The organism is Haliscomenobacter sp. (assembly GCF_033763495.1).
Lineage (GTDB): Bacteria > Bacteroidota > Bacteroidia > Chitinophagales > Saprospiraceae > Haliscomenobacter.
The window spans coordinates 13,934-28,061 of sequence record NZ_JANRKL010000130.1 but is presented as its reverse complement, the minus strand read 5'-3'; the positions used below and the strand labels follow the sequence as shown (position 1 = coordinate 28,061).

The 14,128-nt window shown below is 46.5% G+C and carries 11 protein-coding genes and 1 pseudogene; 3 read left to right on the top strand and 9 right to left on the bottom strand.

Features of this window, described 5'->3' with window-relative positions; genetic code table 11:
- From SFV55_RS13655 to SFV55_RS13645, 3 genes and pseudogenes are all read right to left on the bottom strand, one after another.
- Window positions 1-212: pseudogene (locus tag SFV55_RS13655) on the bottom strand (carboxymuconolactone decarboxylase family protein); the annotation flags it as partial.
- A 116-nt stretch (window positions 213-328) separates the two neighbouring features.
- Window positions 329-1,159 carry an oxidoreductase gene (locus tag SFV55_RS13650; protein ID WP_320030069.1) on the bottom strand — a complete coding sequence of 277 codons (831 nt, stop codon included), beginning with the start codon at window positions 1,157-1,159 and terminating at the stop codon, window positions 329-331.
- 71 nt (window positions 1,160-1,230) lie between these two features.
- Window positions 1,231-2,115 carry an AraC family transcriptional regulator gene (locus SFV55_RS13645; RefSeq protein WP_320030068.1) on the bottom strand — a complete coding sequence of 295 codons (885 nt, stop codon included), beginning with the start codon at window positions 2,113-2,115 and terminating at the stop codon, window positions 1,231-1,233.
- 362 nt (window positions 2,116-2,477) lie between these two features.
- Here SFV55_RS13645 and SFV55_RS13640 point away from each other — a divergent pair, with 362 nt between their 5' ends.
- Window positions 2,478-2,855 (top strand): hypothetical protein, encoded by a 378-nt coding sequence (locus SFV55_RS13640; RefSeq protein ID WP_320030067.1) that lies wholly within the window; start codon window positions 2,478-2,480, stop codon window positions 2,853-2,855.
- 332 nt (window positions 2,856-3,187) lie between these two features.
- On the opposite strand, the gene SFV55_RS13635 is transcribed toward SFV55_RS13640, so the two are convergent.
- From SFV55_RS13635 to SFV55_RS13610, 6 genes are all read right to left on the bottom strand, one after another.
- A complete protein-coding gene (locus SFV55_RS13635; protein ID WP_320030066.1) occupies window positions 3,188-3,970 on the bottom strand; it encodes a DUF4249 family protein in 783 nt (260 codons plus the stop codon).
- Between the two features lie 54 nt (window positions 3,971-4,024).
- Complete coding sequence (locus tag SFV55_RS13630) at window positions 4,025-6,832, bottom strand: TonB-dependent receptor (RefSeq protein WP_320030065.1); 2,808 nt, start codon at window positions 6,830-6,832, stop codon at window positions 4,025-4,027.
- A 158-nt stretch (window positions 6,833-6,990) separates the two neighbouring features.
- The gene (locus tag SFV55_RS13625) at window positions 6,991-7,698 is read right to left on the bottom strand and encodes a LytTR family DNA-binding domain-containing protein (RefSeq protein WP_320030064.1); all 708 of its coding nucleotides are present in this window, start codon (window positions 7,696-7,698) and stop codon (window positions 6,991-6,993) included.
- Window positions 7,699-7,717: 19 nt separating this feature from the next.
- Complete coding sequence (locus SFV55_RS13620; protein WP_320030063.1) at window positions 7,718-8,770, bottom strand: sensor histidine kinase; 1,053 nt, start codon at window positions 8,768-8,770, stop codon at window positions 7,718-7,720.
- A 326-nt stretch (window positions 8,771-9,096) separates the two neighbouring features.
- Window positions 9,097-10,164: a Kelch repeat-containing protein gene (locus SFV55_RS13615; protein ID WP_320030062.1), complete on the bottom strand. Its 1,068-nt coding sequence runs from the start codon at window positions 10,162-10,164 to the stop codon at window positions 9,097-9,099.
- A 6-nt stretch (window positions 10,165-10,170) separates the two neighbouring features.
- Window positions 10,171-11,460: a DUF4270 family protein gene (locus SFV55_RS13610; protein WP_320030061.1), complete on the bottom strand. Its 1,290-nt coding sequence runs from the start codon at window positions 11,458-11,460 to the stop codon at window positions 10,171-10,173.
- A 299-nt stretch (window positions 11,461-11,759) separates the two neighbouring features.
- On the opposite strand from SFV55_RS13610, the gene SFV55_RS13605 reads away from it, so the two are divergent.
- Both SFV55_RS13605 and SFV55_RS13600 read left to right on the top strand, forming a co-directional pair.
- Window positions 11,760-12,695, top strand: coding sequence for an MBL fold metallo-hydrolase (locus tag SFV55_RS13605; RefSeq protein WP_320030060.1), 936 nt, complete (start codon window positions 11,760-11,762; stop codon window positions 12,693-12,695).
- A 32-nt stretch (window positions 12,696-12,727) separates the two neighbouring features.
- Complete coding sequence (locus tag SFV55_RS13600; protein ID WP_320030059.1) at window positions 12,728-14,113, top strand: sialate O-acetylesterase; 1,386 nt, start codon at window positions 12,728-12,730, stop codon at window positions 14,111-14,113.
- The last annotated feature ends 15 nt before the right edge of the window (window positions 14,114-14,128 follow it).

Here is a 14,128-nt window from a genome sequence, read left to right as displayed (position 1 = left end):
TGGCTCACCACGAGGTTGATGACCTCCCGTTCCTTGGCGCGCAGGGTGCTTTTGCGGTTTTGGAGGGTAAGGTAATCGCCCAGTGCTGTGTCATTTAAGGCAAAGGTGGCGTAGAGATTGGGTACAAAGCCAAGGCCTTTTTGCAGGTTGTCAAAGAGGACTTGGTTGCTTTCGGAAACCTCGCTTCTGGTTGGGACAGTGAAATGTGTCATTTTTGCAATTTTAAGTTTGAAGGAATTTTGTTCGTTTTGATGGTACAAAGATAGGAGCGAGGGAGCGCGAGAAGCTAGGCGATGTTTCCCCGCTATTTACCAATTATTCCCGAATGCTAAAAAACCGTCCCTTCTGCCAATTCTCGCCCATCGTTCAAGTCTTTTTGCACACTGTCCAACTTCGCCTGAATGGTGGTCAGGGGTATTTTGCCCAAGGGCAAACGCAAGGGCGGGTTTTCCAACGTAGTAATGTGGTAGATGGCGGCAGCAGCCTTTTCCGGGTCGCCCTCCTGCTTGCCGTTCACAGCTCGCATCCGTTCCCGGAACGCCCCGGCAGTGGCTTGGTAATCGTCAATTTTGGCGGAAGCCTCCTGAAATGAACCTGCGGCAAAACCCGTGCGGAAAGGCCCCGGTTCGATGATGCTAAGGTGAATGCCCAACGGCGCTACTTCCCCGGCGAGCGCTTCGCTGAAGCCTTCGAGGGCAAATTTGGCGGCATTGTAAATCCCAAAACCGGGGAAGGCCTTGATGCCACCGTGCGAGGAGATTTGCAGGATATGCCCCCTTTTTTGCTGGCGAAATAGGGGCAAGGCTTGCCGAGTCACTTCCAGCGCGCCGAAAAAATTGGCTTCCATCACCGCCCGTACCTCCTCGTTCGAGGCTTCCTCTACCGCTCCGGCGAAGCCGAAGCCTGCGTTGTTCACGAGCACATCGAGGCGCCCAAAATTGGTTCGCACCACCTCTAAGGCCGCCCGCACCTGCTCCTGCTGCGTGACGTCTATGACCAGCCCGAGCCCTTTGCCCTCGTTTTGTTTGCTGAAATCGGCTGCTTGTTGCTCGCTGCGGAAGGTGCCGACTGCGAAATCGCCATGGGCCATGACGGCCTCGGCGAGGGCTTTGCCCAAACCTCCGGATATACCGGTGATGAACCAGATTCTGTTCTGCATGGATTAATAATAATGATGTGATTGATGCTGCAAAGATGTGGGCAAGAAACCCCGGCTTGTTAAGACGATACCTACAAGTTTCGGTATTTTTCGGACATTGTCTTTTTGAATTCGAGGGGCGCCAGGCCAGTTTCGGCCTTGAACACTTTGGCAAAATAGGACAGATCAAAGTAGCTCAATTCAGTAGCGATTTCTGATACGCTGTAATCCGAAAACGTGAGCAGGCGTTTGGCCTCCAGGATGCTCCTGGCGCGGATGTACTGGCTGGTCGTTTTTCCAGTCACGGCCTTGCAGACCAGGTTGAGGTGGTGTGGCGTTACGTTCAACATTTGGGCGTAATCATTGGCGGTCAACGCTTCCCAAAAATGCTGGTCGAGCAGGGTTTTGAGTTTTTTGTAGAGTATTACGTTTCGCTTTGTGGCGTTTGGTTTTTCCCGGGTATCGATGCCCCGTTGGATTTGCGCCAATAAAATCTGAAGCAGGGACTGTGCAATGGAGGGCGACCAATCGGAGCGTTTTTTTTCCTTAATAAGCAGGTCGATAGTCAGGCGAATTTCTGCAAAGGTTTGAGCATCAGGTTGAAAATAGGGAGTAGTGAAAAAATTGTCCAAAAACGTGAGTTCAAAAAGGCGCTCTTGATCAGAGTTGCCCAGCAGGAAAAAATGCTCGGTAAAAAACACACTTCCGCCCCGTAATGGCTGGTACTCTTCAAAATGGTGGATCTGGTTGGGGGAGATGAAAAACAAGGTGCCAGGGAGGATGTCGTATTCCCGGTAGTCAATGACTTGGGTGCTGCGCCCTTCATCAAACCAGAGGATTTCGTAAAAGGTGTGCTTGTGGGGGTCTTGAATATCGAGTTCGCCCATTTCCTCGAAGCGGGTGATTTCAAAATCGAGCGGCTGCTCAGGCTGGTTGACAAAATGCCCAATGTGGTAGTGTGGGAAGATGTCCTTCATGGGGTAAAGGTCGGTATTTTTCGGAATTTTGGGGAATAGTTGGCGGGTTTTCTGATCTGTAAAATGCCAACTGGGTTCAATTTAACCCGCTTTTGTACTGCGGCTTTTGAAGTGATCCCGAATCAGATCGAGACCGGGAATTGGCCGAAAAAGGGAGGCCATTTGTGGTGCTGAAAAATCGGGAAATTAGAAGTGTTTTTAAAAAAAAAAACATGGCCATTTTGATGCATGATTTCCTTATTTTCTTGTAGCTTTAAACTCATTGCAGTCAATAGCTACTGTGGCAATGAACGGCAGGAGGGAGAGTTGCGGTAGTGCAAGAGTTGTGCGTCACTTAAAAATGACTTAAAAAATCCCAAATTATGAATGAAGTGAAAAAAGTTTTATTAGTAGGTATAGATCCAAAATTAATTAACTTTGATAACCTACCTGAAAATATAGATAGTGAACTAATTAGAGCAGAAGCAATTCAAGCGAATAAACGATTGACAGAATTAGGCTATGAAATTTATAACTGTTTCACTGACCTTGGAGAAACAGCTGCATCGACAATTGTTGAAATTTTAAAAATCAATAATTTTGATTGTATTATGATAGGTGCAGGAATTCGGACGATAAATGAACATTTATTTCTTTTTGAAAAAATAATCAATGTGATTCATAGCAATGCACCAAAATCAAAAATTTGTTTTAATACTAGACCATTAGACTCAGTAGAAGCAGTTCAAAGATGGACTTAAAAATGGGAAACTAAATAAACACTTGAAATACAAAGAAAAAATGATTTAAATAATACAATGAATATTTAATTTGAAAAAAAGCGAACACACAACAGTGTATAAGCGTAATGCGGGTGGAATTGCTAAATTTAAGCGAATTGAATACTAACAACCATAAGAATGAACTAAAAGTGAAGTGCTTTCAATCCCACACTACGCTTATACTTGACCGTAAAGGAAAAGAAACGTACCTAAAAAAACGATGGCACCGCTCCCACGCAGTGCCATCTTCATTTGCTGAAAACTCGATGATTTCCCTGATTCAGCAAACTTAACCCTCTCCTAAGAGTTCTTTACCGGGTAACATTTAGATATAAAGTATCCGAACTAATTGCGGTGAAAATGCCCAGTCCATTTTTGACATTGGTAGGAGGAGATTTCAGGTTGAGCGAGTTGTCACCAGAATCCTGGTACAACAGTGCATATTCTGGATTGATATGGTACAAAATGACCCGGTGTTGCCCATAATATTGGAATTGCTGGATTCTTAATTCAAAAGTGTTATTTTGAGTTGGCTCTACCCGAAACAAGCGCGAAGGACGTGTGATCCCCAAATCAAATATGGGATCTGGGTTGGTTTCCGTATTCTCAACAACCAACAGGTAGTAAGATTGATCGGCATTGTTCCAATTGAGTTTGACTGGATCAGGAAAATTCGGCCTTCCTCCGCTAGGTGGAAAAGAGATTTGAGGAATACTGATGGAAGTCGCATCTTGTGTAAATCCGAAAGGCTTTGCCAAAACGGTGGTCTCCGCGCTCACCGTTTTACCTTTGAACTCAAATTCCAATTGGTAGGTTTGACCTGCTTGAATGGTCAATCCATCGTTGCCACTGCGGTAAAGTCCATCGCCTTGGGGCAATAAAACATAATTTTTCCCTTCACTTTTGATGTTGATGTTGAGCGCGTCAAGGTCTGCAGGATCTAGGTTCAATTCTGTATCAAAAGGGGATTTGCGGGTAAGTTGAATTTCAACTGGATTTCCTTCGTACAAATAACCTTCCACTACGGGTACGTCATTGAACTCAATGCCTGTATTGTCCTCACATGCGGCAAGGCTGAGGGATAAAAGAGCCATTGCCATGCACGATTTGATATATTGGAAAATTGCTACTTTCATGGTCAATAAATTTTAGAATTTAAGGGTGAAAGTGAGATTGGGGGTGAATCCCAGGTAGTTTTTATCCACTTCAAATACTTCACCTTCATCGATCTGGTATTCCTTGTACCACACATTTTTGCGTCCGTACAAATTGAAGATCGATAGCCCCACGCTACCCCGCTCATTACCGTCATTGCGCGGATTAAAATTGCAGGTTATCCCCACGTCAAAGCGGTGATAATCAGGGAGGCGGTTCCCATTTTTTGCACTTGTAGTAATGTAGTCTTCTTCCGTTCCGTCCAAAAGGGTAATGCTGTACCCGCCGTCTGGCGCGGTGTATGGTCTTCCTGTAGCATAAATCCAGGTAGCCGACAAATCCCAACGGCCTATTTTTCGGATTCCTACTGCTTTAAATTCATGGCTCACGTCCTGATTCGCTGGAAAATAGTCGTCGCCATAGATGTTGATTTGGTTGCGAGCTTGCCCCAGCGTATAACTCACCCAACCCGTGTACTTTCCACTCTTTTTTTGTGCCAACAACTCAATACCACGGGAAAAACCCTGACCAGAATAAAAATTCTCTTCGTAACTAATTTGTCCCGGACGCAAGGAGTAACGCAGAGAATACTCCGAGATGCCATTCAATTTTTTGTAATAAGTTTCAGCCGAAAACAAGTACTCGGGCGTTTCGTAAGCAGCTCCTAAAATGTAATGCCAAGCGGAACTAACGGGTATATTTTGGTCATTCGACAAAATCCAGAAATCGCGACTGCCCGAAAGCAAATCCTCCCGCACCACTCGGTTTGCAAACTGGTAGTACCTACCCCAGGCAGCATTCAGGCGAATCCGTGAAGTCAATCGATAGGTCGTATTCAAACGAGGCTCGAAATAGGTTTTGCCAGTAGGCTCAAAATAAGATGCACGAATACCCGGGGTAAAATCCAGTTTTTTATCCAAAAGGCTGATCTTATCTTGTAGGTACAGGGCACCCAATACGCCTTGATCCATGCGGTCTAAAACTGAAATGGTGTCGTTTTGACTGAACGAATAGGCGATGTCATAATAGGTTAATGCCAGGCCAAATACCAAGGTGCTTTGATCGTCAATGTCATAGGTAAAATCAGAGCGAAGGCTCCAATCCTTAACATTGTTGGTTTCGATCAACCCATTGCGGATTTCCCGTTCTTCCCCATCTGGATTGGTAATGGTGCCCTGATTGGTGCGGTCGCGATCCGAGTAATAATTAGAAAAGCTCAGGAGGGTATTGCCATACAACTTGGGTGAAAAGCGGCGAGACCACTTCAAACTACTACCTATATTTCCATAATTGGTCAAGTCCGTATTGCTAATGCCTCCACTGCGGTTACCTCCTCCACCCAATGCGCCAAAATTAATGCTGGTACTGTTGTCCAGGTAATCTGTGCCATTGAAAAAACTCAGGGAAAAAATATCGGATTTGCTGGCCTTCCAGGTTAATTTTCCATTTAAATCGTAAAAATAAGAAGAGACAGTAGAGTTAAAATTGGGTCCGCCTGAACCTCCGAAAGGCCCTCCAACAGCTCCACCAGCTCCACCAGCTCCGCCGGCTCCACCCAAACGCCGCCCTGGGCCCGGGCCTTCTTCTTCACCTTTGAAGCGATTGAAAATTTGATTGTACAATGGCCCTTTCCAAGAGCGACGCCCTGTGGCCAGGAAGGTAATTTTTTTTCCAATTGGCCCTTCAAGATAGGCATTGGCGCTTAATAGGCTCAGGTCACCTCCACCCGAAAAACGCCTGGCATTACCTACCTTACCCGTAATTTCGGTGACACTGGATAGGCGCCCTCCGAAACGTGATTCAAAGCCACCCTTATACAATTGTAAATCCTTAAGCGCATTGTAGTTGAAAGCAGAGAAAAAACCATACAAGTGATCAACGTGGTACACCGTAAAACCATCATACAAAATCAAGTTTTGATCAGGAGTGCCTCCTCGTACAAAAAGACCCGAGGTGCTTTCATTAGCGGCAGACACCCCTGGCAACAGTTGGAGGGAACGCATGATGTCGCGTTCCCCCACGTTCGGAAGTTTGGCCAATTGTTTTGGGGTCAACTGCACAATATTACCCGATTCTTTGGGACGCATCAAGGCTTCACTTGCCGCGAGGATAGTGACTTCATCTAGTTGAAAAGAGCCTTCTGCTGTCAACTCAATAAGTAGATTGCTTTTGGGTAAATCGGGGCTTAGTTTAAACTCAAGTGGCTGATAGGCAAGATAAGAAATGATCAAACTGACCGTATCGCTAGGCACTCTAAGCAAAGTGAAATAACCATCTGCGTTGGAGCTGGTGCCAACGCTGGATTTTTTTACCTGCACATTGGCAAAGGGTAAAGATTCCCCGGTGCTGGCGTCTTTTATCACTCCGCTGAGGGTGAAATTAGTGGCTTTGGGTGGTCCTTGATAGAGGTCGGGTTTTGTATCAAGATGAGTATTGCTGTTGGTGTCGCTGCGGCGTAGCAGGTAGATGCTTAGGTTTTTGCCGTCAATTAGCCATTTGATTTGCAAGCGTTTGCTCCATCGATTGAGCACTTCTTCCAGGTTTTGGTTAAAAGGCCGATCTTCGATGCGAGTACTGCTGAGCAGTCTGGCACTAGCTTCAAAGCGAATACCCGTTTCGGCCTGTAATTGTTGCAAAACTTCGCCTAAAGTGCCGTGGTAGAATCGATCTGGTTTGTAGCTACGCAAAAGCTGGACAATGGTGTTGGAATCTACCACGCTGCCTCTGTTGTTTTGGGCAACCAAAGGGATAAGCCAAACCCAACAAAAAAAGCTGACGATCCAGGTGAAAATACGCTTCATAAACATGAGTTTTGAGTAAAAATGAGTGTTTTGTACTGAGCTCGCACATCCAAAGATGCCCTGATTGCAGTAATACGTTGGTCGGCCATCTGACGCTCAGCGCCAAGTGTAGACCAGCCAGAATTATGTGTAGATCAAGGCGAAAAAAGTGGAGACCGTTATTTGAGATGAAAATAAACCTGCAAACGCTCCCACGCCAAATCCCCAATAGGCAACTCATACCCGGCGATGCTGAGCGTCTTTCTATTCAGCGTTTCAATCTTGTCCAAAGCCACCAAATAGGAGCGATGAATCCGGGCAAACTGAGCCGGGGGCAACTGATCTTCCACCGCTTTCAGGTTCAAGCGAGTGACCAGGGGTTTGGATTCTTTGAGTAGAAAAATTTTGACATAATCCTTCAATCCCTCTACAAACAAAATATCCTGAAAAGCTACCTTGACGAGGCTGTAATCAATGTGTATCATCATGAAATCCTTGGGTTCGGGTGCAATCATCTGGGTTGCGCGCTGCTGCAGTTGATACAAATGCTGAGCCTTGGTACACGCCTTAAGAAAGCGCTCAAAACTGACGGGTTTGACCAAATAATCAAGCGCATTGAGTTCGTAACTCTCCAGCGAATAATGCTTATGCGCCGTGACAAAAACAATCATGGGTGGATTCGGTAGAGTTTTGAGGAAAGATAAACCGTCCAGCCCTGGCATTTGAATGTCCAAAAAAACCAGATCGGGGCGATGAGTGCCAATAGCCTGGATGGCTTCAAAAGCGTTTTTACAGCGGGCCATATTTTCCACAAAAGGTATTTGTGCCAGATTATCGGCCAATAAATCCAAAGCCAAAGGTTCATCATCTACAATTATACTTTTCATAGACAGAGGTTTTAGGGAGTTATAAGGCAATATCCAGGTATATACTGAATTCGGAAGGTAGTTGTTCGCTGTGCAAAAGGTGTTGATCGGGATATAACAAAGCCAGTCTACGGCGCAAGTTGCTCAGTCCCAATCCCGTAGCTTGCTCTCGTCCTACCCTTTGCAGCACAGCTTTTTCGGAGGCCAAACATGCGTTTTTGAGCTGCAAAACCAGATGGTTTTCGGTAGTGATGTACAAGTGTAGCGAGATAAAGGGGGTTTCCACCACCTGACTGCCATATTTGAATGCATTTTCCACCAAAGGGATCAAGAGCATCGGCGCAACTTGTTGATGGCTTAAGCCCTCCCGCTCGATCTTGATGTCCAGCTTCATGTGTTCATCAAAACGCAACTCCTGCAATTGGATGTAGTTTTCGATGTAATCAATTTCACTTTCCAACGGAATCAGGTCTTGTTCCGTTTCATACAAAGCATAGCGCATCAAATCTGAAAGTTTGAGCAACGAAGGCTCCAATAAATCTGATTTTTTGCGGGCTAAAGCCGTTAAACTGTTTAGTACATTGAATAAAAAATGTGGGCTGACTTGCGAACGTAAAAAGCGCAGTTCGGAGCGTAAGGATTCGGTTTCCCGCTCTTTTTGCTGTTGTTCCACTTTACGATGTTCTAAAATGAGCCGAAAACCTGCTCCAAGCACCACCGTGGCAAAGCCTGGGAAAACCATAAAAATCGGCGCAATTGGAATCCCGGTTCCCGTAGGGCGGGGCATATTTAAGGGAACGCGGATGGGTTCTGGTTTGGGTATGGAAAAAAGTACCCATCCACGTAGCGTCAATAAAACCAATACTCCCAGCACAAACCACAAGTATTGTTTCTTTAAATAAAAATAGGGCATCAGCCAATAAGTAGTGGCGTAAAAAAGCATCAATTGTAATAAACTGCTCATCCAGAATATTTCTGGTGGCCGCGGCAATCGAATCCCTGCTGCTGCGCTAGGCCATGTGGACAAAATAGGCAAGGAGAAAAAAAACAACCATGCTAGTATATGGTACAAAATGATACGATATTGAGACATTGCAAGTTGGTTTAACCAATAAAGAAACATGAGTCATCCCGAATTTTTGGGATGACAAACCGCGGATGCGGTTGAACTTTTTGCTCAATTTTGTTCAACCACTGCCGTGGTTGCGGCCAATTTGACCCAACTATTTACCCCGGTCGTCCGCAGGGCCGATCAGTTCTGTTTTGGCTAGTGCAAGTCTGGAGACCAGCGCCTAAAATTAGAACTGATCGACCCCGCGGACGACCGGGACTACTCTAAATTCAATCGCTCCGCGATTAGGTTTATGCCCGATTTTGACTTTTCAAAAATTCGGGATGACTCATGTAAATGATAGTTTCTCAATCACAATCCTCCTGCTCCGCATCCGGCGAAAAAGTCCACAAATCATCAAAACGGCCACTGCCAGCTGTCCCGGTGGTCACATATGCCAGATTGCCAAAGCTGAACACAATGGTGGTAGCTCGAGCTGACCCACAATCATTACTCAGCGCCGTATGTTCGGTCCAGGTATCCAGGGCTGGATTGTAGGCCCATACGTCGCCCAGGTAGTACCCGCCAGTGCTTCCTCCGAAAAAAAAGATCCGTTGATCCAACACAAAAGCGCTGGCTGACACCCTGGATTCCATGTTTTCCTGATCTTCATCTTCATCATCCCTCAAACTTTCCACTTCAGTCCAGGTATTTTGGGAAGGGTCAAAAAGGTAGAGGTTTTTCTGCGCTACCCCGTTGCTATTGCCAAAACCTACGTAGGCCTTGTCATTGAACACCACCGCAGTAGCCCCTTCACGTTTGGAGCCGCCAAAATCGCGGATTGGCGTCCAGGTATCACTTTTGCCATCATAACTCCACATGTCTACCAGGTAATTGTCGTTGTATCCAGTCCCCACATACGCTTTGTCTCCAATCACAAAAGCGATCGCTCCTCGCCGGGCACCTCCCGGGAAATCAGCCACTTTTCGCCAGGTTCTGGTACCAGGAGTGTATTCATAAAAATCAGAGAGGTAGTCCTGGTCACTATCCCCCAGCCCTACGTAGCCTTTGCCATTGAGGGCAAAAGCCACTGCACCATTGCGTGGAGTCCCAGGAAACCGGGCTTGGGCATCGGTATTGAGGCGCCCTAGATTGTCCCAGAATCCCTGGCTTGGGTTATACGCCCAAAAATCACTCAAACGTTCGCCGTCTTCATCAAAGCCCAGGCCAACGTAAGTGATGTTGTCAATGGTAAAACTCACAGCGGCATTGCGCCCAACCCCGGGAAAACCGGAATTGATCTGCTCCCAATCCCCAAGGAGGTCTTCATCATCGTCACCACCAAGGTCACAACCCAAGGTGCCTAGTCCTAGTGAGAGTAGCAGGAGCATCAGCGTGCTCCAAGAAAAACGAGTTAAAGTCGGTTGATAAAACATGCTTGTTTATTTAATTACGGTGAAAATTACATGCAGTTTGATGGCGTCCCGGGAAGTTTGCTGGCTGGGCAATACCATCCGCACCACTTCATTTATGCCTGTGGTGTAGGCCGGCGTGTACAAAAGGATTCCCTCGTAGTCGTCCGCATCCTGGTTGATGATGTCGTGGATGTAATCCGTGAGGTAAATGCGGTAATTGGCATTTCCGGTCAGCGGATTTACGGTACGCGTGATGTTGACCGAGTTAAAATCTCTATTGTACCAGTAGGTTTCTTTGAGCGTGTTTTTATGCGTGGGCGCGTACACATGAAGGGTATTGGGCAAATCCAGGTCACTGCCCTGGTAGCTGTTTTTGAGCGGTTGAATGTCCAGATAAGCCAGATTGATGCTGATGGTACGATTCTGACGAATGCTACGTAAGGTGGGAAAGTCAATTTTGGTACAAATGCCCACACCCGCCTGAATGTAAGACTCCCCTTTGCTCAAGCGAGACGATAGGGGCACGCCCACCTGAGTGAGGTTACGGATGGATGTGGCACTGCGATCCCCGTAGATGCGATTGAATCGCCGCCCTGGCTTCAAACCCAGTTCAACAGTACCTGCTTCACCCGTCCGGCGATCCTGGTAATACAAACGAAGTTCCACGCTATCGGTCGCAAACCCCATCACGGATTGCCCCTCCGCGCTGCCTTCCTGCACCAATTTCAGCCCTTTTAAAACCTCTTCAATTTCGATGTCAATTTGGTCTTTGGCCAATCGAAACAAACTTTGACCCAAATCATCAGGCAAACGAATATTGAAACTTTTGTTTTGGGTAATCCTGGTGTTGAAATGGGCACTGGCCAATTTTCGGCTGGCCCCAATGGGCTCAGCGTCATTAAAATAAAGGGTTTCATCATCCAGCGCTTCATCCAGGGCATATACGGCAAGCTTTTGCAGGTGGTTGGTAGCCGGATAGGCATAATCCTGACGCAAGGATAAACTCAACGAATCAAAACGAAGATTGTCGTCGTCTTCAATGGAAAAATTGCCTATGGTGTCTAGGTTGAAAAAACATGCTGCGCTGATTTCACCCAGGTAGGGGTCTTGATAAGCACCTGCCAATAGCCGCGTTCCATCTGAGGTGTATACCGAGTCAAGCAACAGACTTCCCGTTTCCACACTAAGGGTGTCTATTTCCTGTACCTGGGTATTGTCCTCATCGATCAAATCGTCACCTACCAGCGTGCTGTGTTGGCAAGCCGCCAGCCAAATGGCTAGGACAAAAAATAGCAGTAAGTCGGTTAAATTTCTCACATTCAATTATTTTTAGTTCAAAAATGAGCATAAAATCCCCGGGCTGAGCAGCGGGTCAAAGCTGTCAGCTCGAAATGGGTATAGCAATTCATGGTGCGGAAAGGTCAATACCTACGCGCCAGGCATGGCAATACCAAAATGAAATTAGGAGAGGGTTTGGCGATCAAAATGAGATCGCCGTATATTGAGCTTGTGAGAGTTTGGGGCTTTTGGGGGTAAAGATGGAGGAAGGTGCTACTCTGGTTGTATGGAATTTTGTCAGATGCGTTACATTTTTTTTGTGGCGATAAACTAAGAACATGAAAATAGCCTATTTGCTGTTGATTATTAATGCTTTATTCTTGTTGTCTGTGCAGCCGGCCCCCATTGATTCCCCGGCAATAATTGTTTTGGGCACCATCCAGGATGCAGGTTCGCCCCATGCAGGCTGCACGAAAGACTGTTGCGCAACCCTTTTTTCAAAACCTGATCCCACCCGCATGGTGGTCTCGCTTGGCTTGATAGACCCGCTGAATAAACTGAATTTTTTGTTTGAAGCCACGCCAGATTTGCCTCGCCAAATGAAATTGCTCAAAACCTATAGCCCTTTTCGCCAGGAAGAAGCGCCCAATGGGATTTTTTTGACCCATGCTCACATTGGTCACTACAGCGGACTGATGTACCTGGGCCGGGAAAGTATGAACGCGAAGTCCACTCCTGTGTACGCCATGCCTAAAATGCAGGAGTTTTTAGAAAAAAATGGCCCCTGGAGCCAATTGCTTGCTTTGAAAAACATTTCCATTCAAGGCTTGAAAAACCTGGAGCCTCAGCGATTGTCTGCCAACCTTCAAGTTACCCCTCTGCAAGTGCCGCACCGGGATGAGTTTTCGGAAACGGTGGGTTATCGCATTGAAGGGCCCAATAAATCGGCCTTGTTTATCCCGGATATCGACAAATGGGAGCGCTGGTCTTTGGACATTGTGGAGGAGATTAAAAAGGTAGATTATGCTTTTTTGGATGCCACCTTTTACGACAATGCCGAACTCAATTACCGCAATATGTCCGAAATTCCCCATCCTTTTGTGGTGGAAAGTATGCAGCGTTTTAAAGACCTTCCAATTTCAGAAAAGCAAAAAATCTATTTCATCCATCTCAATCATACGAATCCCTTGCTGAATCCGAAGAGCTCCCAATTGAAGGAGTTGAAGAAAAATGGGTTCCAGGTTGCCCACTTTCGGCAAATTGTTCATCTTTAGCTCCTTAAAATAGTCAAAAACAGCTGTCTATCATGTCACAACAAACGATCAAGTATTTTTTTACACTCTGCCTTTTAGCGTTTGTACAACTCTCCTGGGCGGTATCCCTACCAGCCGTATTTTCCGACAATATGGTTTTGCAACAAAACAGTGAACTGATCATTTGGGGCTGGGGCAAACCCATGGAAAAAATCAGCATCAGCACCCCTTGGGATGGCAATATCCTCAGTACCGAAGCCAGCAGTCAAGGCACCTGGTCGGTAGCTGTCAAAACACCTAAAGGTAGTATTACGGCTTACAACCTGACCATCAAGGGCTACAATGAAATTGTGCTCAAAAATGTATTGATTGGTGAGGTTTGGCTCTGTTCGGGACAATCCAATATGGAATGGACGGCCAATATGGGCATCAACAATGCGCAGGAAGAAGTCAAACAAGCGAAATATCCTAAAATACGTTTTTTTTCGGTGACTCACCGTACTGCAATCACCCCACAAATCGACCTGGAGGGACAATGGGCAGAATGTAGCCCGGAGAGCATGCAAAATTTCAGCGCTGTGGCCTACTTTTTTGCCCGCAAATTACAAGCAGAGCTAAAAGTACCGATTGGACTGCTCAACTCCAGTTGGGGCGGCACCCCCGCTGAATGCTGGATGCCTTCCGAAACCTTCGAAGGCAATGACCTGATCCTTACAGCTGCCAAAAAGCTGGAACCTGTACCTTGGGGCCCTACTGAAATTGCGCGCATTTACAACGCAATGATTGAGCCGCTTACCAAATTCAAAATTGCGGGGGCTTTGTGGTACCAGGGCGAGTCCAATGTAAGTACAGCCTATGCCTACAAAGAAACGATGACCGCATTGATCAGTAGCTGGCGCAAAAAATGGGGGCAGGAATTTCCCTTTTACTATTGCCAAATCGCCCCCTACAAATACGGAAACCCAGTCGAAGGTGCCGCCCTGCGCGACGCCCAACGCCGTACCCTCACTGTACCCAATACGGGCATGGTGGTTACCAGTGACATTGGTGATACGACCGATATCCATCCGCGCAATAAACAGGATGTGGGCTTGCGCCTGGCTAATCTGGCTTTGGTAAAACAGTACAAAATTAAAAATGGACTGGTTGAAGGTCCCTATTACCTCAGCCATCGGGCCAATGCCAATCAAATGTTGGTGTATTTCGCCAATGCAGAAGGTTTGCACTTCAAGGGCAATAAAATCACCCACTTCGAACTGGCTGGTGAAGATGGAATTTTTTACCCTGCCGAAGCCAAAATCAACAAGGATAACCTTGTAGAAGTGCAAGCTGAAAAAGTAACCCGACCGACGATGGTGCGTTATGCCTGGGGCAATACCGCTACGCCGAACTTGTTCAATGGGGTGGGGTTGCCGGCTTCGTGTTTTAGCTCGAAGTGAGGTTGAGGAGTTGAG

Coding starts and splice junctions, on each gene's coding strand:
- SFV55_RS13630 (WP_320030065.1), bottom strand. CDS start 6,832: ATGAAGCGTATTTTCACCTGGATCGTCAGCTTTTTTTGTTGGGTTTGG.
- SFV55_RS13635 (WP_320030066.1), bottom strand. CDS start 3,970: ATGGCTCTTTTATCCCTCAGCCTTGCCGCATGTGAGGACAATACAGGC.
- SFV55_RS13615 (WP_320030062.1), bottom strand. CDS start 10,164: ATGTTTTATCAACCGACTTTAACTCGTTTTTCTTGGAGCACGCTGATG.
- SFV55_RS13625 (WP_320030064.1), bottom strand. CDS start 7,698: ATGAAAAGTATAATTGTAGATGATGAACCTTTGGCTTTGGATTTATTG.
- SFV55_RS13640 (WP_320030067.1), top strand. CDS start 2,478: ATGAATGAAGTGAAAAAAGTTTTATTAGTAGGTATAGATCCAAAATTA.
- SFV55_RS13600 (WP_320030059.1), top strand. CDS start 12,728: ATGTCACAACAAACGATCAAGTATTTTTTTACACTCTGCCTTTTAGCG.
- SFV55_RS13620 (WP_320030063.1), bottom strand. CDS start 8,770: ATGTCTCAATATCGTATCATTTTGTACCATATACTAGCATGGTTGTTT.
- SFV55_RS13605 (WP_320030060.1), top strand. CDS start 11,760: ATGAAAATAGCCTATTTGCTGTTGATTATTAATGCTTTATTCTTGTTG.
- SFV55_RS13645 (WP_320030068.1), bottom strand. CDS start 2,115: ATGAAGGACATCTTCCCACACTACCACATTGGGCATTTTGTCAACCAG.
- SFV55_RS13650 (WP_320030069.1), bottom strand. CDS start 1,159: ATGCAGAACAGAATCTGGTTCATCACCGGTATATCCGGAGGTTTGGGC.